The sequence below is a fragment of the Streptomyces sp. NPDC059169 genome (assembly GCF_042755225.1).
Classification (GTDB): Bacteria; Actinomycetota; Actinomycetes; order Streptomycetales; family Streptomycetaceae; genus Streptomyces.
This window is the reverse complement of record NZ_JBHZCF010000033.1, coordinates 1-19,377: the sequence shown is the minus strand read 5'-3', so window position 1 is coordinate 19,377 and position 19,377 is coordinate 1. Positions and strand designations below refer to the sequence as shown.

17 protein-coding genes and 3 pseudogenes are annotated in these 19,377 nt (G+C 68.2%); 11 read left to right on the top strand and 9 right to left on the bottom strand.

What is annotated here, in order from left to right:
* Window positions 1-41: 41 nt before the first annotated feature.
* Both ACFXOM_RS35210 and ACFXOM_RS35205 read right to left on the bottom strand, forming a co-directional pair.
* Window positions 42-194, bottom strand: coding sequence for a hypothetical protein (locus ACFXOM_RS35210; protein ID WP_385041546.1), 153 nt, complete (start codon window positions 192-194; stop codon window positions 42-44).
* A gap of 230 nt (window positions 195-424) precedes the next feature.
* The gene (locus ACFXOM_RS35205; protein ID WP_385041532.1) at window positions 425-1,105 is read right to left on the bottom strand and encodes a methyltransferase domain-containing protein; all 681 of its coding nucleotides are present in this window, start codon (window positions 1,103-1,105) and stop codon (window positions 425-427) included.
* 96 nt (window positions 1,106-1,201) lie between these two features.
* On the opposite strand from ACFXOM_RS35205, the gene ACFXOM_RS35200 reads away from it, so the two are divergent.
* On the top strand, window positions 1,202-2,125 hold the full coding sequence (locus tag ACFXOM_RS35200) for an NAD(P)/FAD-dependent oxidoreductase (protein WP_384937024.1): 924 nt from the start codon (window positions 1,202-1,204) through the stop codon (window positions 2,123-2,125).
* Window positions 2,126-2,630: 505 nt separating this feature from the next.
* On the top strand, window positions 2,631-3,263 hold the full coding sequence (locus ACFXOM_RS35195) for a hypothetical protein (RefSeq protein ID WP_384948940.1): 633 nt from the start codon (window positions 2,631-2,633) through the stop codon (window positions 3,261-3,263).
* A gap of 246 nt (window positions 3,264-3,509) precedes the next feature.
* Here ACFXOM_RS35195 and ACFXOM_RS35190 read toward each other — a convergent pair.
* Window positions 3,510-4,637: pseudogene (locus ACFXOM_RS35190) on the bottom strand (transposase).
* A 15-nt stretch (window positions 4,638-4,652) separates the two neighbouring features.
* Window positions 4,653-4,814: a hypothetical protein gene (locus ACFXOM_RS35185; RefSeq protein WP_384948939.1), complete on the bottom strand. Its 162-nt coding sequence runs from the start codon at window positions 4,812-4,814 to the stop codon at window positions 4,653-4,655.
* Between the two features lie 239 nt (window positions 4,815-5,053).
* Between ACFXOM_RS35185 and ACFXOM_RS35180 the strand changes: the two genes are divergently transcribed.
* Entirely contained in the window at window positions 5,054-5,299 is a 246-nt protein-coding gene (locus ACFXOM_RS35180; RefSeq protein ID WP_384948936.1) for a hypothetical protein, read from the top strand.
* Window positions 5,300-5,439: 140 nt separating this feature from the next.
* On the opposite strand, the gene ACFXOM_RS35175 is transcribed toward ACFXOM_RS35180, so the two are convergent.
* The 3 genes from ACFXOM_RS35175 to ACFXOM_RS35165 all read right to left on the bottom strand — a co-directional run bounded on the left by ACFXOM_RS35175 (window position 5,440) and on the right by ACFXOM_RS35165 (window position 8,745).
* Window positions 5,440-5,919 carry a GNAT family N-acetyltransferase gene (locus ACFXOM_RS35175; RefSeq protein WP_384937001.1) on the bottom strand — a complete coding sequence of 160 codons (480 nt, stop codon included), beginning with the start codon at window positions 5,917-5,919 and terminating at the stop codon, window positions 5,440-5,442.
* Between the two features lie 109 nt (window positions 5,920-6,028).
* Window positions 6,029-8,161 carry an FG-GAP-like repeat-containing protein gene (locus ACFXOM_RS35170; RefSeq protein WP_384948933.1) on the bottom strand — a complete coding sequence of 711 codons (2,133 nt, stop codon included), beginning with the start codon at window positions 8,159-8,161 and terminating at the stop codon, window positions 6,029-6,031.
* A gap of 77 nt (window positions 8,162-8,238) precedes the next feature.
* On the bottom strand, window positions 8,239-8,745 hold the full coding sequence (locus tag ACFXOM_RS35165; RefSeq protein ID WP_384943023.1) for a hypothetical protein: 507 nt from the start codon (window positions 8,743-8,745) through the stop codon (window positions 8,239-8,241).
* Between the two features lie 498 nt (window positions 8,746-9,243).
* On the opposite strand from ACFXOM_RS35165, the gene ACFXOM_RS35160 reads away from it, so the two are divergent.
* The 3 genes from ACFXOM_RS35160 to ACFXOM_RS35150 all read left to right on the top strand — a co-directional run bounded on the left by ACFXOM_RS35160 (window position 9,244) and on the right by ACFXOM_RS35150 (window position 14,791).
* A complete protein-coding gene (locus ACFXOM_RS35160) occupies window positions 9,244-13,041 on the top strand; it encodes a polymorphic toxin-type HINT domain-containing protein (protein ID WP_384948932.1) in 3,798 nt (1,265 codons plus the stop codon).
* A gap of 674 nt (window positions 13,042-13,715) precedes the next feature.
* Window positions 13,716-14,231 (top strand): winged helix-turn-helix domain-containing protein, encoded by a 516-nt coding sequence (locus ACFXOM_RS35155; protein WP_384943045.1) that lies wholly within the window; start codon window positions 13,716-13,718, stop codon window positions 14,229-14,231.
* Window positions 14,186-14,791: an IS630 family transposase gene (locus ACFXOM_RS35150; protein ID WP_384948929.1), complete on the top strand. Its 606-nt coding sequence runs from the start codon at window positions 14,186-14,188 to the stop codon at window positions 14,789-14,791. Before ACFXOM_RS35155 ends, ACFXOM_RS35150 begins: the two co-directional genes overlap by 46 nt.
* A 48-nt stretch (window positions 14,792-14,839) precedes the next feature.
* Here the strand turns inward: ACFXOM_RS35150 and ACFXOM_RS35145 are convergent.
* Window positions 14,840-15,556, bottom strand: a pseudogene (locus ACFXOM_RS35145) (tyrosine-type recombinase/integrase); the annotation flags it as partial.
* 193 nt (window positions 15,557-15,749) lie between these two features.
* Between ACFXOM_RS35145 and ACFXOM_RS35140 the strand changes: the two are divergent.
* From ACFXOM_RS35140 to ACFXOM_RS35125, 4 genes are all read left to right on the top strand, one after another.
* Window positions 15,750-16,061 (top strand): hypothetical protein, encoded by a 312-nt coding sequence (locus ACFXOM_RS35140; RefSeq protein WP_384948926.1) that lies wholly within the window; start codon window positions 15,750-15,752, stop codon window positions 16,059-16,061.
* 125 nt (window positions 16,062-16,186) lie between these two features.
* Window positions 16,187-16,558, top strand: coding sequence for a hypothetical protein (locus ACFXOM_RS35135; protein WP_384948925.1), 372 nt, complete (start codon window positions 16,187-16,189; stop codon window positions 16,556-16,558).
* A complete protein-coding gene (locus ACFXOM_RS35130) occupies window positions 16,551-16,826 on the top strand; it encodes a hypothetical protein (RefSeq protein ID WP_384948923.1) in 276 nt (91 codons plus the stop codon). The genes ACFXOM_RS35135 and ACFXOM_RS35130 overlap by 8 nt, the downstream gene beginning before the upstream one ends.
* Window positions 16,827-17,404: 578 nt before the next feature.
* Window positions 17,405-17,665 carry a hypothetical protein gene (locus ACFXOM_RS35125; protein WP_384943307.1) on the top strand — a complete coding sequence of 87 codons (261 nt, stop codon included), beginning with the start codon at window positions 17,405-17,407 and terminating at the stop codon, window positions 17,663-17,665.
* A gap of 151 nt (window positions 17,666-17,816) precedes the next feature.
* On the opposite strand, the gene ACFXOM_RS35120 is transcribed toward ACFXOM_RS35125, so the two are convergent.
* Window positions 17,817-18,428 carry a hypothetical protein gene (locus tag ACFXOM_RS35120; protein WP_384943306.1) on the bottom strand — a complete coding sequence of 204 codons (612 nt, stop codon included), beginning with the start codon at window positions 18,426-18,428 and terminating at the stop codon, window positions 17,817-17,819.
* A 706-nt stretch (window positions 18,429-19,134) separates the two neighbouring features.
* On the opposite strand from ACFXOM_RS35120, the pseudogene ACFXOM_RS35115 reads away from it, so the two are divergent.
* Window positions 19,135-19,377: pseudogene (locus tag ACFXOM_RS35115) on the top strand (glutamate dehydrogenase); the annotation flags it as partial.

The following is a 19,377-nucleotide window of genomic DNA, read 5'->3' as shown; positions in this document are numbered from 1 at the left end:
TCAAAGGGGCAATGAGTTGATCTTGAAGCCCTGATGACTGTTCAGCTCTCCGCTTCATCCTCGGCAAGTATGCGGTAGACGGTGGCGACCGAGGGGCGCTGGCCCTGGTTCTTGCCGGAGGTGATGACGAGCTTGCGGGCGATCTCGGGGACGGGTCCGCCGTTGGCCCGCAGGCTGCGGGCGTAGTCGGCCATGTCGTCGTCGACGACCTTGGACCGTGCCTTTGGCGACTCCGGCGCGGGCGGCGACCTTGCTGATGGTCACGGCCTCGTAGCCGTCGGCCAGCAGCGCGGCCGTGGCGTCCAGGATCTGGCGGCGCCGGACGTCCGGCGGCTGGAAGCGGCCGGTGGGCTTGGCGGGGGCGGACTGGTCCGCGGGCACGGTCCCTCCTCCGTCGTCAGGTGACTGACTGACCGGTGGTCGGTCAGCCTGCGGAGTCCAGGGTGTCAAGCGGTTTGCGGGCGATGACGACGACCGCGTGGTCCTCGCTAGGGTGCTGGATGCGCGGTACGACCTGCCGTTCGGCGCGCACGATGTCCAGGCCGAGGCCGGTGAGGGCTTCGGTCAGCTCGGCGAGGGTGGCGAGATCGCCGGGCTTTCCCCAGTCGCAGGCTTCCTCGTCCCATTCGCCGAGGGCCAGGATCCCGCTCGGGGCGAGGGCGGCGGCCAGAGTGGCGAGGGTCGCGGTGCGGGCGGGTCCGCGGGGCGGCAGCGCGTAGGAACTGAGGGCGAAGCCGTAGGTGGTCTCAGGCTGCCAGACGGCGCTGTCGGCGACGGCCAGATCCACCCGGTCGTCCAGGTCGCGGGCGCAGGCGCTGGCGCGGGTGGAGGCGATGGCACGGGGAGCGAGGTCCACGCCGGTGACGCGCCAGCCGCGTGCGGCGAGCGCGAGGGCGTTGCCGCCGGCGCCGCAGCCCAGGTCGAGGGCCCTGCCTGGGGGGAGGTCGTCGGCGGGGGCGAGGAGCGCCAGGTCGGGGTCGGCGGTGTCGCTGCCGTCGCCGGTGTAGAGGTCGTCCCATGCGAAGTCCGGGTGCGAGGCGGCCCCGGGCCCGTGGGTGTGGGAGCTGTCGTGCGCGTGGCAAGCGTGGCCGGTGGTGTGGGTCACATTTCCTCCAGTGGGAATGAGATCGATCGAATGACCGTTGGTCAGTAATATGACCGCTGGTCATTCGATTCCGTCAAGTCCCTTCGGAGGCATCTCATGGACACCACCGCCCAGTACGACACCGCGATCATCGGTGGCGGGCCCGCCGGCCTGACGGCCGCGCAGGCCCTGACCCGCTACCGCTGCCGCTCCCTGGTGATCGAGTCCCCCGCCCCGCCCCGCAACGCCGCTTCCCGCGGTGTGCACGGCCTGATCGGCCTGGAGGGGGCCACCCCCGGCGAGCTGCGCTCCCGCGCCTGGGAGGAGCTGGACCGCTACGGCCTGGCCCAGCGGCTCGACGCCACGGTCAGCGAGATCACCCCGCTGCCCGGCGACGGCTTCACCGTACGCACCGACGACGGCACCACCGCCTGGGCCCGGAACGTCATCCTGGCCACCGGCGTCATCGACCAGCACCCCGACGGCGTGGACGGCTTCGCCGCATGCTGGGGCCGCACGGTGATCCACTGCCCCTTCTGCATCGGCGAGGAGAACGCCGACCGCACCTGGGCCCTGGTCGCCGACGACCCCCGCTACCTCGGCATGGCCGCCACCGCCTTCCGCGCCTGGACCGGCGACACCATCGCCATCGCCCCGCCCTCCCTGCCCGGCGCCGACGACCTGCGCCGCAGCCTGCGCGAGGAGGGCAGCGACCTCGTCCAGGGCGAGATCACCCGCCTGCACCACACCGACGGCGACCTGCACGCCGTGGAGCTGGCCGACGGCACCCTCCTCAAGCGCCAGACCCTGCTCTGGCCCCAGCCGCAGCGGCAGGTCCCGCTCGTCGAGCGCCTGGTCGCGGAGCACGGCCTGGCCCTGAGCGACGGCTACGTCACCGTGGACGACGGCCGCCAGACCAGCATCCCCGGCCTCTACGCCGCCGGAGACCTGACCGGCCAGACCTGGGAACAGGGAGTCGTCCCCGCCGTCACCGCCGGAAGCGCCGCCGCCGACGCCATCCACTTCGCCCACCTGGCCTGAGCCGCACAGGGACAGCACGCCGGTGAGACGCCGACCTCGCCCGGCCAACGCCGCGGCGCTGCCGCCAGCGCCGCACCCCAGGTACAGGCCCTTCCCCTGGGCGAGGGCCGTGGGATGGGCGAGGTCGCCGGCCGATGCGCCCATCCACGGCAGCGCAAGCGTGGCGTCCAGACCGGGACGACGGCGCGGCAACCGGCGAGTTCCAGCGAAACCGGCCCGCAGACCGCGGGGCGCTTGCAGCCAGGATTGGCAGGCCGCCCCGTATCGGCCGAGAACCGGGGCTCTCTTCCCGCCGCGAATTCCGGCTGCCTATCGGCCTGACCCTCCATGCCGGCCGACTCGTCACCGTCGGTGCCGACAGGCAGACCTGCCTTCCCCGTCCGTACGCCGCCGGGGACCTCACCACCGCATGGGAACAAGGCGCCAAGAACGCCGCCAGAGCCGCCGACACCATCCACTTCGCCCACCCGGCCTGACCGCCCCGCAGCCCCCACCGGAGCACTCCGTGACCGAGCAGCACTTCACCGACTACATCGACCGCATCGGTGACCGCACTGCCCTCTACCAGGCCGTCGCCGCCCACACCGGAGCCCGTCGCGGCCTGTACCCCGGCAGCTACCTCGACCTCGCCCCCTCCTACATCTGGCCCGACGTCACCTACCTCGACGCCGACGCCCGCGCCCGCAAGGCTTTCCAGGGCCCTGATGCCACCAGCCTGGCCACCCGGCACAAGCAGTACCCCGAGCAGCCCCGCATCGCGTTCGTGCCGGGCGACTACACCCGCACCCTCGCGGAACTGCCCGCGGCCGAGTGGGACCTGGTGATCTCCCTGTATGCGGGCCCCGTCTCCGAACACGCCACCCGCTGCCTGCGCCCAGGGGGCTGGCTCCTGGCCAACAACAGCCACGCCGACGCCGGCCTCGCCCACCTCGACCCCCGCTACCGGCTCGCCGCCGTCCTCCACCACCGCTCCGGCCGCTACCGCCTCACCACCGACGATCTCGACTGCTACCTGCAGCCCAAGCGCCCGCCCCACCCCACCCGCGAACAACTCCATGCCACGGGCAGAGGCACCGCCTACACCCACCCGGCCGCCGCCTACCTCTTCCGCCTGCACTCCCACCCGCGCGAACGGTAGACCCGACCCGGAAGCCCATCAGAATCCGGCAGGCCGGCACCTCTCCCCGCCCGTACGTGCCCGGCGCCCGGGTGGGGAGAGTAACGGCCCCACACCGGGCGCCTGGCACGTTCACCTCACCCACTCGTAGACGCCGTCCTTCCCGGCGTCGCGGCCCTCGCCGTCGAGGAGGTCGTTCACCTCGTCCTCGGTGAGCTCGCGCGTCTCGTGCATGACCCTGATGATGCCGACCCGCCCGACGCCGGCTCAGGCGGCCTGGCCGAGACCGGCGGCGGTCAGGTCCCGCTCGCGGAGCTGGGTGAAGTCGACGTCCAGCTTCGGGTCGTACGCGTCGGGCTGGATGCCGAGCTCATGCGTGGAGTATTCGCCGAACCGGTTGACGTGCTCGGTCAGGTACGGCGAGACGTGGGCCAGGTCCTCCGGTTCGATCGTCCAGCCCTCTTCCAGCAGCTGCCGCACGATCTCCGCGATGTCCAGGGCGTTGTGAAAAATGACCGCGTCGGTGAGCAGGGCGTTGAACTTCATCGCCTTCTCCTGCTCGACCGGGTCGTTGTCCGCGATGACGCCGCGGTCGCCGAAGCCGATCCACTGCGAGAAGCCGTTGAATGCTTCGGTCTTGTTCGTCGCCGCGGTCACCCGTCGGCGAAGCGCCGGATCACAGAGGTAGCGCAGTAGCTGGACGGTGCGGATCACGCGGCCGACCTCGCGGAAGGCGGCGTAGGTGGCGTTCCTCTTGGAGCCCCAGCGCAGCCGCTTGAGCAGCGTGGACGAGGAGATCGTCCCCTCGCGTACGGAGACGGCCACCTTCATCAGGTGCCGGAACTGGGACTCGATCAGGTCCCAGTCGATGACGTTCTTCGCCACCTCGCCGAAGGGCGTCGATGTGCACGTACTCGGTGGTCTTGCTGGGCCGGTAGAAGGTCAGGCCCTTCCAGTTCCTGGTTCTGGGCATGAATCGAAGCCCAGGAGGTGCGCGAGCGCGAACACCGGCTGGGACTGGCCCTGGGTGTCCGCGTGCACGGTGGTGGGCTTGACCTCGGAGGAGTTCTTCAGCAGGCCCTCGATGATGTAGACGGCCTCCCACACCCCGCACGGGATGAAGTGCGTGAACAGCGCGACGTAGGTGTCGGAGATGTGGTGGTAGGCGATCCCGCCCGGCTTGCCGCACCGGACGGACGTCTCGGCGAGCAGGTAGTCGAGGTAGGTGTCCATGTGGGTGCCGTCGGCGGCCACCGTGGTGCCGTAGCCCCACGCCTGGGAGATGTCCAGGCGGGCGTGCGCGTTGACCAGGTCGGCGATGGCCTCGTTCAGCAGCACGATGGAGAAGTGCCGGTTCGCCGTGTACGCCAGCTCGTGGCCGGAGACTCCGGGGATGTGCCGGGCGGCTTCCTACGGGCCCATGTTGGTGCCCTTGACGAAGGTGGTGAGCACGTAGCGGCCGAAGGGATCGTCCAGTTTCGGCTCGTTGCCGGACGCCGGGCCGAAGCGTTGCCACCAGTCCACCCAGTACGCGGTCCGGGCCACGATCCCCATGAGGGACCGCTCCGGCATCCGGGCCTTGATCTCCTGCTCCAGGCGCCTCGCCGAGGGCCGCTGTCCCTCCGAGCGGTGCGGCTTCAGCGACGGGATGCCGGTCTCCGGATCGATGACCAGGCCCTCGTTGTCCGGGTACCCGGCGTCCGCCGCCGCGGCAGCCGCGGTGAGCTTGTCCTGAAGCTGCCGGCGGAAGGAGACCGCGTCGAATCCGTACGGTCTCGCCCTCCTCGCACAGGCCGACCTCGACCAGGTAGGTGCCCAGTCTCTCCTTCACGACCTCCCAGTCCAGCAACTGCTTGGACCAGTCCGCGTACTCCTCCGAGCCGACCACCGCGACGTCGCCGGTGCGCAGTTCCTCAGCGAGCGCGGTGAAGACCATCGCCTCGAAGTGCTTGCGCACGAACTGTCCCGTACGGGTCTTGTCGACCACGGCCTTGCGCCAGTTCTGCGTGGCGAAGGAGATGTCCACCTCCTTCAAGATCAACTCATTGCCCCTTTGACCCGTATCTCGGCGATACCCCGTCGCACATCCCCGCATCCCTCTCTCCGCTCGACGGGCGAGCGGCGGTACGGGCGAGCGGCGGCGCGGGCGGCCGGGGCCCGGAGGGAGACGGACGGGGCAGGGGCGCGCACCGAGCGGCTAGAGCTCCTTGCCGTACCAGACGTCCATGTACGGGCCCTCGCAGTACGCGGGGATCTCCCGGTAGCCGTTCCTCGTGTACAGGGCGCGGGCCTCGATCAGGTCCAGGCGGGTGTTGAGCACCATGCGACGTGCGCCGAGCGCGACCGACGCCGCTTCCAGGGAGGCGAGCAGCACGGCTCCACCACCGGTGCTGCGGAACGCGGGCCGGACGAACACCCTGGTGAGCTCGGCCGTTTCCGAGTCCAGCATCAGCACACCGCCGCACGACCCGGCTGCACCGCCGTACCGGCCCACGGCGAACGCGCCCGTCGGGGAGCCGAGTTGGTCGGCACCGTCGTCCGCCAACCCCTCGTCGATCTCGGCCTCGGACGCGGGCCGACCCCAGTAGCGGCTCGCCACCTCGTCGTAGTAGTCGCGGCGCAGGGCGGTGGCGTCTGCGGTGTCGAATCGTTCGGGGAGCACGGTCCAGCTGTTCATGCCGCCTCTCTACCCGTGCGTAGGTCGGCACGCGAACGAATATCGCCCGGGCCGATGCCGAAGGGGCCCACCGACCTGCGGTGAGCCCCTTCGGATTCTCCGTGGGAGGTCAGTTGTAGGTGTTGAGGAGGGTGGTGGAGTCGTAGACCCAGCTGGTGGCGGGGGCGGTCCAGCCGGCTTTGCCGCCGTTGAAGAGGGTGTCGGGTCGTGTGGTCCAGGTCCACATCTTCACGGCGCCGTCCTTCTGGTGGTTCATGATGGCGAGGTCGTCGCGGCCGTCGCCGTCGTAGTCACCGATGACGATCTGCAGGTTCTTGAGGTCGAGGTTGCCCGGGGCGCTGTTGAGGGTGACCTTGGCGGAGCCGAAGCGGTTCTTGCCCTCGATCTTCTCGACGAGGATGGTGTTGGTTTTGTCGCTGCCGTCGGGGTAGTCGTACCAGATCAGGGCGTCGTCGCCGCCGTCGCCGTTGAAGTCGCCGGAGTGGGGTTCGGCGCGGTTCCAGTCCAGGGACTTGCTTTCCCACCATACGGTGGGGTTGGCGAAGCCGCCGTTGGGCTGGGTGGTGAAGACGTAGGTCTTCACGGCGTTGCCGCCCTGGCCGTAGAAGACGCCGATCTCGTCGCGGCCGTCGCTGTTGAAGTCGCCGGTGACGAACTTGGTGCGGCTGCGCAGCCAGGTGTCCTTCGGGGCCGACCACGAGCTGAAGGGGGCGTCGAAGGTGCCCTTGTCGGTGGAGAGGTAGGTCCACAGCTTGGTGGTGCCGTCGGGGGCGGCGTACCAGACGGCGAGGTCGTCGCGGCCGTCGCCGTTGAAGTCACCGGCCTGCGGGGTCATGTAGCTGACGTGGAAGCTTCCCGCCGGGGCGCTCCAGGCCTGGATAGGGGTGTCGAAGCCGCCGTCGGGCGTGGCGAGCGCCACCCAGATCTTGACGCTGGTGTCGCTGTAGCCGCGGACGGCTGCCACGTCACCGCGGCCGTCGCCGTTGAAGTCGCCGGTGACGAACTTCATGTACTTGGCTTCCCACGTGTCCTTCGCCGCGGTGTAGGACTTCGTGGGCGCGCTGATGGTGCCGTCGTCCTGGCCGAAGAAGGTGTACAGGGCGTCCGAGCCGGCTGCGAAGTCGTACCAGGCGCTGATGTCGCTGCGGCCGTCGCCGTTGTGGTCGTGGCGCAGCGCGGTGCCGCTGGACCACTGCGACTCGTTCTTGGTGTTGTAGACGACGAGGTTGCCGCGGTCGGTCAGGACTGCGCTGCCGCCGGGGGCGGTGGACTTGGACTCCCACAGGGTGGCGGTGTCCGCGGCGTTGCGGACGACGAGGTTGCCGCTGTCGTCGAGGCGGGCGGTGGCGCCCGCGTTGCCGTCGGTGCCGGTGGACCACAGGGGCTTGCCCGCGTTGGAGGTGATGACGAGGTTGCCCTTGGCCTGCATGGTCAGGCGGGCCGAGGCGGAGGCCAGGGTGTCGCCGGGCAGCAGTGTCTGTCCCTGCGTGAGGCGGGAGCCGAGCTTGATGTTGTCGGCGCGGGCTGCGAGGGCGTCGGTGCGGGTCTCGCTTTCGCCGTAGCACCCGCCTTGCCAGGACCGGCTGGCGACGGCGACGAGCTCGGGTTTGCCGTTGTTCACCCGCAGGAGCGGGGCGCCGGTGTCGCCCTTGCAGATCGCGTCGTTCGCGGTCTTGCCGGAGATCTCCAGACCGGTTTCCTTGGCCGTGTTGACGGTGAACGTTGCGGTGTGCAGCGTGTCGGGCACCCATTCGGTCTTCGTACGGCCGAAGCCGGCCACCGTGAGCGTGTCCCCGGCGGTGACGGGAGACGTGGCCGTTGCGACGGGCGTGATGCCCTTGGCGGGCTGGGCGAGACGGGCCATGACCATGTCGCGTCCCGCGCGCGGGACGAGGTCGACGACCTCGCTGACGTGACCGCCCGTACCGGACAGGGCGGTGCGGCCGACGGTGGCGACCGTCTTGAACGGCGGCTTGCCCGCCGCGATGTCGCCGCCCTGCTGCGGATCGACGGCGAAGCAGGAAGCAGCAGTGAGCACCCACTGCGCCTCCACCAGCGCGCCGGTGCAGGCACGTTTGGTGTCACCGTCACCGATCTCCAACTGGGCGGTGAACGCGAAGTCGTCTTGGGCACCGGCGGGGCCGGTAGCCGCCAGCGCGGGCACCGGGCCGAGCGCACCGGCGATGATGACGGCCGCCAGGGCGCCTGAGGCGGCGGCGGCGCGAGGACGTATTGCAGACACGAACAGGTTCCTTACACAGCGAGGTTCAGGTGGCGTCCCGGCACGGGCTGCCGTGAGGCCGGGGAGCTCTGGGGCGTTCAGCCGGTGACGCGGAGTTCGACCAGGACGGAGCGCTTGCCGGAGTTCCCGGTCTCGCCGAAGGGCGTGTAGTCGTTGGACGGCGCGTTGATCACGGTCTCCTTGCCGTCGGCGGTGATGGTCGCCTTCACCGGGTAGCCCTCGGTCCAGATGCCGTAGGCATCGGGCAGCTCGAGGGCGAGGTAGCCCTGCTCGGCGTTGACATCGAAACAGAACTTCCGCTGACCGGTGCGGGACTTGACCGTGATGTCGGGTGCCCCGCTGTCACAGGCGACGAGGGTGATGTGGCCGTCACCGCGCTTGAGGAGGATCTTCTGGTCCGCCAGGATCTGGTCGGCGCCGGGGTAGGAGAAGTCCTCCACGGCCGAGGGCATCTGAGAGGCGGACGTTGGATCTGCGGCCTGCGGTGCGGCGTTTGCGACACCGAACGTCGCGATCCCGACAACTGACACGACGGCACAGATGAGACCGGTGAGGAGTGCCGCGCGGGCACGGGACATGGCCATGGATTCCCCCTGGGTCGGATGGAGCATGTGTGAAGGTCGGCACACAAATTACTCGGAAGTAAAACACATGTAAGGTGTTCTGCATGCGTATCCACCCCCAAGGGGCGCTGCTGGAGCGCCGGGGGCTTGGGTTCTCACGGCCTTGCTGACGTCGGCCGTCATCGACCATGCCGGCAAACGGCTGGCCGCACTACGGACGTGCCCGGCTTGACCTCCGGGCTCTCATGCTGCCGTGTGCACGCGTGAAGTTAGGCACTGAATGAAGGGGGAGCTCGCCGGATGAAACGGCGAACACTCGTCACGGGGGCACTGCGCCCCTGGACCGTGGGGACGCCAAGTCCCCACATCGGTAGAGGGAGAACGCGGGGCGGTCGGGGGCTTAAGGGAGCGTGCGGTGCTCTGCTCTCGTTCGCGCTCATTATTGGGATTTCGGGCGGATCGCCGGCCGCGGCCGAGGGACAGCCTGATCCTGAGCTATCCAGCTTCGGCAGGGAGCTGGTGGCTGGCTACTGGCACACCGGCGGGGCGGGAATCAAGGAGGCGGCGGAGCGAGCGCTGCTGGGCTCCGACGAGGACATTCGGGACTTCCTCGACGAGGCGCCCAAGATCAGGTACGACGACGACTACGTCGACGCCAGCCGGATTTTCAACGCCGGTGGTTTGGCCGTGCGGGAGGCGACGAAGAAGGCACTGAAGGGCACGCCGGAGGAGCTACGTGACTACCTGCGCAGCGGCTGGCAGGCCCCGTTGGAGGAGGACCGGGAGGTCGAGGCTTCTCGCGTCATCAACTTCGGCGGCAACGGTGTCAAGGACGCGGGCAAGGCCGCACTGAAGGCCGGCCCGGAGGCTGTTGCGAAGTTCCTGGAGTCCGGGCAGTACGAGGCGCAGGAGGTCGACAACGAGGTCGAGGTCTCCAAGCTGATCAATTTCGGTGGCCCGAACATGAAGGCCGCAGGGAAGGTGGCGCTGAAGGGCACGGCTGACGACATTGCCGAGTTCCTGGAGGTCGGGCAGTTCGTCGCCCGCAACCGCGACCAGGAACATTCCACGATCGCGGAGTTGACCGAGCAGGCCAAGCAGGCCGGCGTTCAGGCCGAGGCGGCGACGAAGAAGTCCGAGGAGGCTTCTGCCCGCGCGGTGGCCGCCTCGTCCTTGGCCAAGGAAGCTGCCAAGAAGGCCGCCGAGGAGACCGAGGCTGCCCGCAAGGACGCCAACCGCGCCGCTTACAAGGCGCGGCAGGCCGCTGCGTCCGCGCGAGCCGCGGCAGCGGCCGCTCAGCAAGCCATCGGCGCGGCCAACGCCGCCAACCGTGCCGCCCGCACCGCGGCTATCGCTGCGGCGCAGACCGCGAATGCCGCTGCCGCAGCGGCGAACGCGGCCAACGACGCCTACAACGCGGCCATCGCCGCGGCCGGGGACGCCAGCAAGGCCGGAGCTGCCAAGCAGGCGGCTGTCGTCGCACGCAACGCAGCCCTCTTGACTCGAGCTTCCCGTGACGCTGCGGAACAGGCGCGCAGGGCATCGGCTGCCGCCGGGGTCGCAGCAGGCGCATCTCGCAGCGCCGGTGAGAACGCGAACTCCGCCGCTGACTCGGCCGAAGAGGCCAACCGACACGCAGAGGCGGCGGGTGTTCATTCTGCCGATGCGCGCAACGCAGCGGCCGAGGCTCGCCGTCACGCGAACGCCGCGAACCGTGCTGCAAGCAACGCCACCGCTCTGGCGCAGCGCTCGGCGCAGCAGGCGGCCGATGCCCGTGACGCGGCCAACTCCGCTGCTGATCACGCCGAGAAGGCTGCCGACGCCGCCGACCTCGCAGCCAAGTACGCCGGTCAGAGCGCGAGTGCCGCGGCAGACGCCCGCAAGTGGGCCAAGGCCGCGAAGGACGCCGCCGACACCGCAACCAGTGCGCTCAACACTGCCAAGAAGGTCCACCAGGTCGCCCTCGACGTCGAGACCGAGGAACTCGCCGCCCGCAGCCAGGCCGCTCTGGAGAAAGCCCGAAGCGAGAAAGACCAGAGCGACCGGCTCATCGCCGCCTCGGCGACCGTCGCCCGTGACGCCCGCGCACTTGACGCCACTGCCGAATCCTTGGCCGTCGAGGCAGCCAAGCCGAACGTAGACGTCGCGGCCACTGCCACCAAGGGCCGCAAACTCGCCCTGGACACCCTCAAGCTCCGCGGCCCCTGGCACCAGCAGGCCGCCGCCACCGCGCTCGGCGGCACGGACGCCGACGTACTGGAGTACCTGCGCAGCGGCTGGCAGAAGGCAGCCCTCGAAGAGACCCGTGACAAGGTCCTCCAACTCAGCGTGAACAGCCCCTACCCCTCGATCCGCCAGGGTGCCACCGAGGCGCTCAAGGGCACCCCCGAGCAGATCGCCGACTTCTCCACCAACGGCCAGTACGTCGTGGGTGAAACTGACCTCTCCGTCGCTGTTTCCAAGGCCAACAACTTCGGAGGAATCAGCGTCAAGGACGCCTCCAAGGCTGCCCTCAAGAACGGCACTGGCAAGGCCCTGGCTACCTTCCTCGAGGTCGGCCAGTACTCCGCTCGTGTGATCGACGAAGAAGTCATCGCCTCCAAGCTCGTCAACGACGGAGGCGCCGAGGTCAAGGCCGCCGCCAAGGCAGCCCTGGCCGGCCCGGCGGACAAGCTGCACGACTTCGTCACCGTCGGCCAGTACACCGCGGCGCGCAAGGACGGGCTCACCGACCACCACCGCGCCCAGATCGAACGACTCCTGGCCGAAGGCGAAATCATCGCCGCCAAGGCCCAGGCCAACCGCTGGCGCGCCGCCGAGGCCGCGGCCAAGGCCAACAACGTCTCCGCGGAAGCGACCAATGCCGCCGCTGAGGCCAGGAAATCCGCCGCTGCAGCGCAAGAGTACGCAGCTGACGCCAAGAGGTCCGCCGACACTGCTGCCGCCAGCGCCGCCCGGGCGGGCCAGTCTGCCGCCACCGCACGCAAGGCCGCGGCCGCCGCCGACCGGGACGTCGACGCCGCCGAAGCCTCCGCCGCCCAAGCCGAATTCTCGGCAAGTTACGCCCTGCAGTCCGCCAGAGAAGCGGATCGATCGGCGACGCAGGCACGCGCCTCCAAGATCGCGGCCGGCAAGAGCAAGGCCGAAGCCGAGGTCGCCGCAAGCCAGGCCTGGACCGATGCCAAGCGCAAGCGCGAGGCGGAGATCGCTGAGGCGAAGCGCCAGGCCGAGGAGGCACACAGGCAGCAGGCAGAGGCGGCGAAGAACAAGAAGAAGAAATGCATCGTCCCCTTCAACCGGGACACCGTGCCGCCGTGCATGATGAACCAGGACGATTACGAAATCGTTTACGGCAAGCCCGACCCTGAAATCGCCAAGCTCATCGGCAAGGCCGCCTGGGAGATCTCCGGCGCCGCCGACATCGAGCGGTGCATCAAGGAACCCTCCTGGGGCGGCTGCGCCATGGCCATCGTCGGTGTGCTTCCCGTCGGCAAGCTCAAGATCATTAAGAAGATCGAGGAAGGCGTCGAAAGTCTCGCCAAGGGAACACGGGTCGGCAAGCAGGCGGCTAAGTGTGTCCGCCAGCAAGCCAAGCACAGCTTCCCAGCCGGTACGGCCGTCCTGATGGGCGACCGCACCACCCGGCCGATCGAACAGATCAAGACCGGCGATCAAGTTTTGGCCACGGACCCTGAGACCGGGGTAACCGGCCCGCGCCGAGTCGACGCAGCGATCTACACCCCGGACGACCGCGAGTTCACCAGCGTCACCCTCGACCAGGCCAGCGGTGGCGGCTCCTTGACCGCCACGGACCACCACCCCTTCTGGACCGAGAACGACAAGAAGTGGAAGAACGCGGCCGACCTCGCCCCAGCGGACACTCTCCGCACCCCGGACGGTGGTACGGCACCGATCAGCAGCATCCGCCACTGGACCGGCCTCGCCCCCGCCTACAACCTCACCGTCAACGACCTCCACACGTACTATGTACTCGCGGGTGACACACCGGTCCTCGTTCACAATTCCGGAGGGTGCGGATGGGCGACACGTCAAGAGACGGCTGGTGATGTCGCTCAGAAATACAAGCCGGGCCAGTCAACTCGGGATCCTGCATCGCAGTGGTATCACGAGGAATTGAGCGACCAGGAGCTTCTGGACTCGATCAATAAGGCTGCGGAAGGGGATGGGATAGCCGTCTCACGCGGGGGAACCATTCTTGGAGGGCATCATCGCTGGGATGAACTCCAAAGAAGAATCCAGGACGGGCGTATCGACCCAGACACGCCAATCCGTATCGACGTTTTGGGTGAGGACTGATACTCCGATGTCTGTGATTCGTGCGACTGACTCCGACTTCCGTGTGTGTCAGATCAGCTTCGATGTGCTGCTCGAAATCCAACTGGAGGCGGAGGAGCGAGGCTGGGCGACTCGGTGGACCTCGGTGGATGCGCTCCGTAGCCAAGTCAACGAAGGAAGCGTCTTCCTTCAGTCGCTGATGCGTGAAGAGAGGGGGGGAGTTGTGCGGGCCTACCGATGCCTTCTCCTGTTCTCGACCGCGGATGACGGAGATGCTGGGGGAGTTGCCACGATCGATCTTGATCCGGCGAGGTACGAATCGTTGGAGCGGCTTGATCGAGACCCGGATGTGCGGAAGGCTCTGGCCCGAATGTTCTCCCTTGCAACGGGTGGGATTTCAATGGTCTCGAAGAAGTAGTGGACTCTCCTGATCTGCGGGCAGATTTGCGGTAGCGGCGATTGGAATGACGGCTTCTTGGTGACTGCTCAGAAGTCCGTCGTTCAGAGAGGGAATTCGCGCGCTGCCGAGGTGTGCGGAATCGGGCTAATTCACGCATCGGCGAGATCGGGAATCGCAGAGCAATGAACGAAGAAGGGTCTGCCGGAGATACTTCCGGCAGACCCTTCTGGGTTGGTTGACGCTTAGGTTGAAAGGGTGGGGTGACAGGGGGCGTTGGCGGTGCAACATCCTCGTCATGAGGTACGCGGATGGCGGCGGCCTGACCGCCGCGGGGCGGGCGAAGCGTGAGGCGGTGCGTTTCGAGGCCGCGGAGATGTTCGAGCAAGGGGTGCGGCCGCCGGAGGTGGCCCGCAGGTTACGGGTGTCGCGGAAGTCGGCCTACGCCTGGCACGCGGCCTGGCGCCAGGGCGGCAGATCAGCCCTGGCCTCGAAGGGGCCTGGTGGCTTTGCCTGTCAGCTCGGCGACGACCAGACCGATTGCCTGCAGGTCGAGTTGGAGGCCGGACCGGCCGCGCACGGCTGGTGCGAGGATCAGCGGTGGACCCTGGCCAGGGTCGCGGAGCTGATCCATCGCCTGTTCGGCTACCGATACACCCCGCGTGGGGTGTCGTATCTGCTGCACCGGCTGGACTGGTCACCCCAGGTCCCCGCGCACCGGGCCGTCGAGCGCGACGAGCAGGCCGTAGAGCGGTGGCGGACGGAGCAGTGGTCACGGGTAAGAGGACGGCCCAGCTCCTGGGCGCGTGGATAGTCTTCGAGGACGAGGCCGGCCAGGACCTGAAGCCCGGCAAGGGGCGGACCTGGTCGCCGCGCGGGCGGACTCCGCTGATCAAGGTGACCGGGAAAGGCTCGGGCCGGGTCCTGATGGCCGGGATGGTCTGCGTCAGACCGGGCCGCGAGACCCGCCTGATCTACCGGACCCAGACCTACCGGGGCCGTACAGGCGAGAAGAAGGGCTTCCGGGCCCGCGAGTTCTCCAACCTGCTGACCTCCGCCCGCCGGCAGCTCGGCGGTGCCCCGCTGATCGTGGTGTGGGACAACGCCAGCACCCATCACGCCAAGGCCCTGCGGGACTTCCGCGACCGCAACAGCGACTGGCTCACCATCATCAAGCTGCCTCCGTACGCACCCGACCTCAACCCCGTCGAAGGTGTCTGGGCCCACCTGAAGAAGTCCCTGGTCAACCTCGCACCCCGCACGATCGACGACCTCACCCCGCTGGTAAAGAACCGCCTGCGTGGCATCCAACGGAGGCCCGAGATCCTCGACGGCTTCATAGCCGAGACCGGACTCGGGCTGGAGCCTCCGTAGCCCTGTCACCCCACCCTTTCAACCTCAGCGGCAACGCTGACGGCAACGTCAGCGGACGACAGCTGCGGCGGGTGGGCCGTTGGGGTCGTCGTCGGTCAGGTCGAGTGCTTCGCCCAGGGTGTCGATGGCTTGGCGTTGCAGGCGGAGTCGGACGTGGGCGTAGACGCCGGCGGTGACGCCGATGTGGGCGTGGCCGAGGAGTTCCTTGATGACGACGAGGTCGACGCCTTGCTCCAGGAGCAGGGTTGCCGTCGAGTGCCTGAGGTCGTGGAAACGGATGGTCCGAAGTCCTGCTCTACGAAGGAGCCGACGGAAGCGGCGCGTGAGGTTGGTCGGGTCGAGGGGGTTGCCCGTGGGGGTGGTGAACACGAGGTCGGTCTCCGCCCACCCCGTTCCGGCGGCCCTTCGCTCTTCCAGCTGCCGTTCCTGATGGGTCTTGAGGGAGTTGATGCATTCGGTGGGGAGGGCGATGCGGCGTTCGGAGGCACGGGTCTTGGTGTGCAGGACGGTCAGGCCGCCGGTGCGAGTGCGCTGGAGGGAGCGGTGGACGCTGGCGGTGCCGCCGTCGAGGTCGAGGTCTTCCCACTGCAGCCCGAGGAGTTCGCCCTTGCGGAGCCCGGTGCGCAGGGCGAGTTCGTACAGCGCGTGGAGCCGGTCACCGTTGGCTGCGTGCAGGAACTGCCGGGCCTCGCTCGAGGTGAAGGGCTTGAAGCGCCGAGGGCGAAGTGCGGGGGTCTTGATGTTGCGGGCGACGTTGCGGGGCATGGGGCTGGCTGGCACTACGGGCTGCGGCTGCCGCAGGCCGAAACAACCGCCCTCAGGAGGCCCGCCACTACCACCGCATGGCCACCACAGCGGCATCATCGGTGGGACGCGAGCACACCGGCTCGTTCTTCCGGCACTGGACGACCTTCGGCCCGCTGACCGTCGGCATGAAGGCGTGGAGGACGCCTTGGTCGTGGGCGACGCGCGTACCGTCGTCCGCAAGGCCGGCGAGGACGCACTGTCGCCCAAGGCGTGGAAGAGCGTCGGGCGGCCCAGTGACGACAACTGGAACCGCCATCGCATGGACGTGGCACGCGCCCACGCCCGCACAGGCGACCTGACTGCGGCTATGGACGAGCTGATCGGGGTCCGCCGAGCATCCCCCCAGTGGCTCCAACATCAGCACGTGGCCGCCGAGACCATGCAGGAGATCCTGAAGAAGCGCAAGCGCACCCTCACCGCCGAGATGCGCGACATGGCCTCCTACCTGGGCGTCGTCGGATAGCTACCACGCAGCGCAGTAATTCGCACACTCTGTGTCGTGAACTGCCCTGGCCCATGTATGGAGTGACGGACAGTCAGCTCCTACGGTCACCGTGTCCCTATCAACGACCCAGCCGGGGGTGCACGGTGACCAAACCCAGGAGCGATGCGGACCGCGTGCGGCGCCGGGAACTGTACGACGCGGCAGCAGGCTTGGTCGGCCCCCGCCTACTGCCGTGGACCACTCCGGAAGGGCGCCCCTGCTACCTCAGCACCGACGGCAGGGGCTACCTGTCCACACTCGCCGACAGCATCGAAGCCGTCCAACTCGGCATGGGCGAAGAATTACTGGAACACGCCCGCGAAGTCCTGGCCCCCGGTGCACGAGCGCAGTCGGCCACCGAGTACCGCTGGCTGGCCTCCGGGCTGGCCCAGGCCCTCACTGACGCGCTCCGGGTCGCAGAATCGCGCGGACACCGCATCCCGGACCCACAGGAAGAGGCGGCCGAGCATGCCTGACTCCGTAGCCACCGGCACGACGGTACGCAAGCGCTACCGCTTCCGCGAGTACCACGTGACCGCCGTCGTGGACCCCATGACCCTGCCCACCTTCGAGGTCGTCTGCGTCACAGGCGAACACCACGACTGCGGCGCCACCTCCGGCGAACTCCACGCCGAGGACGAACTGACCCGCTGGATCGCCGAGCACTGCGCCCGGACCGGCCACGACTTCTACCACCGCACCACCCGTGCCACCCTTCGCGCCGAACCCGGCGCCTGGCAGTGAACGCCCCCGCCGTCGGCACTCTTGACGGCAGTAGCGACGGCAACAACCACGGATTTCCCCGCACAACCACGGACGTCAGCGGAACGCAAAACCCACGCTGACCAGCGAACAAGCAGGTAGAGAGGGGTCGCATAGCACACGTACTATGTGCTGGCGGGGCGGACTCCGGTCCTCGTTCACAATGCAAATTGTCCGTGGACCTCGGTGCGTAAGTACGACGGCGATGGCCACCCGGTGGACGGAACCCGCATACCGACGAACGATGCGCTCGATTCGGCAGAGAAGTGGCTTGGTTCTGGATACAAGGAGACTGTTCCGGGTAGCGGGCGGTACGTTTCGAGGGACGGCACACGTGTTGCAAGAATGGGTGAATCGGATATCACTGGACAGCATGGCGGTGGCCCGCACATGAATTTTGAGCGACTCGCCCCCAATCCGAAGAAGCCTGGAAAAATAATGGTCGTCGAGAATCGACACATCTATCTCGACTAGGGCAATTCCAGTGGCTTTGCTGCCCGAGGGAGTTAATACTCGCCCTCGGGCAGCGAAGTCGCTAGTCGGTAAGTTAGGAGCACTCGATGGAGCAAGTGATTGTCACCCCCGATTACCGGCCTGATGAAGGGCTGCGCTTCTCGTGGGATGAGGGATTTGAGATCATGGTCTCTGTGACTCGATCGGAAGTGCTCATTAAGGCCAACCGTGCGGGGCTCACTTCATTGGCGCGACACCTTCTTACGCTTGCGCAGGAGGGTGTAAGCAATGGGATGCATGTCCACCTTACTGCTGACCAAGAGATCGAATCCGAGATTGATCTGATCCTGGAGCGGATGGCAGACTGAGTCTCTTCGACTCGCATCTTTTTCGACTGATCGCGGTCTGAGTTGACAGACGCACCGAAGGCCCCGAGACTTTGCATCTGCAGGGCGGCAGGGGCCCGTGGGGTGTTCCCGCGTAACTGTGTGGACGTTGCGGGGCTTTCGGCGAAAACCGTCAGCAGTCCTCGTCGAACTTCACCGCGTCGATCGCGACCGGTCGTCCGTCCACCTTCGCCCCAGCTGCCGGATCGATCCGGCACACCTTCCAGTTCGACTCGACGATGATCAAGCGGTCCTGCCCGGTGCCGTCCTTGACGCTGATGCTCGTGTTGGACGGCAGGGCCTGGCGGGCGACCCTGACGCTCTTGCCGATGAGGTTCGGCATCGTGCCGTTGGCTTCGGGCTGCTTGCCCTCGTCCTTGGCGGGACAGTCCTCGTCGAGCTTCACCGCGCCGAAGTCGACGCGCGTGTCCGTCGGGTGCGTTCCGGGCGCGGGCGTCTGCGAGCAGACTTTCCAGTTCCGGTCGAGCGCCTGCAAGCGGCCGCGTCCCAATGCGTCGTGCGAGGTGAGGCCGTAGAAGCCGGCTGCCTGGGCTTCGTCCTGAGCCGACTGCAGTCCCTTGCCGACGAGGTTCGGCAGCGTCGCGGCCTCGGTCTTCTCGGTGGCGGCGGCGCTGGGTGCCGTCGATGGCGTCGCCGCTGGTTTGGAGTCGGTGGTCGGTTCGCAAGCGGTGAGCAACAGGACCGTCGCGGTGGCGATCGTGGTGATGGCGGTGCGGGTGCGCACGGGCCCCCCTCGTGCAGTTGGCGCTGGGAGGGCATCATGCGCCCCGCGCACGGTGCGTGTCGAGGGCGTGACGCAACCGTCGTCCGGTTGTCCGGGGCGGCTCGTCCGTCCCGGGGAGGGCGATGCCCTCCGGATCCTCCACCGTCCTGGCCGCCCGCCCGGGTGTGGCGTGCGAGTGCCGGGGCAGGCGATGTCGCATGTGCTCGTGTCCCAGCCTGTGTGACGGGCTGTCATGTCCGTGCAGGTCATGGGCGTCCGTGGGTGGTCGGTGCGTGGGTGGACGTCCTGCGTCCCGGACCGCGTCCCCGCGGACGGGGAAGCCGGTGGGACGGGCAGGACACGGACGCTCGTGGCGTCGGTACGGCCCGGGTGCGCACCGCCCTGCGGGCGGCGTCCCGGTGAGTTCCTTCACCAAGATCGTCGATCTGGCCCTCCGGCTCCGTATACGTACACATGCGCGGAGATGTAAGCCCGAAGACGCACGTGCCGTTCGCCCGGTGGTCACTGGTGTGCCCCCCGGACGGCTCCCATCGGGGACACCGTGTCGTGTCCCCGCTCCGGTCGGTGCCGTTCACCGTCTGAGCCGCACCGAAGCCCGGCCGACGTCTCGCCGGATCCCCGCCGGATTTCCCCGGTGCGGGCCGGACCCCTCCGGCCCCCGTCGGACGAAACCGGATTTCCCGCCGAACGAAAAGGAACGCATCTGATGCCATCCACCGCCTCCAGCAGCACCGCCTGGCTCGAAGACCTGGAAGGAGCCGTCCTGCGGCGCAATCCCGGTGAGCCGGAGTTCCACCAGGCCGTGCGCGAAGTGCTGGAGACGCTCGCGCCCGTGATCGGTCTGCGGCCCGAGTTCCGCGAGGCCAAGGTGGTCGAGCGGTTGGCCGAGCCGGAGCGACAGGTCATTTTCCGTGTGCCGTGGCAGGACGACAGAGGTGAGGTCCACGTC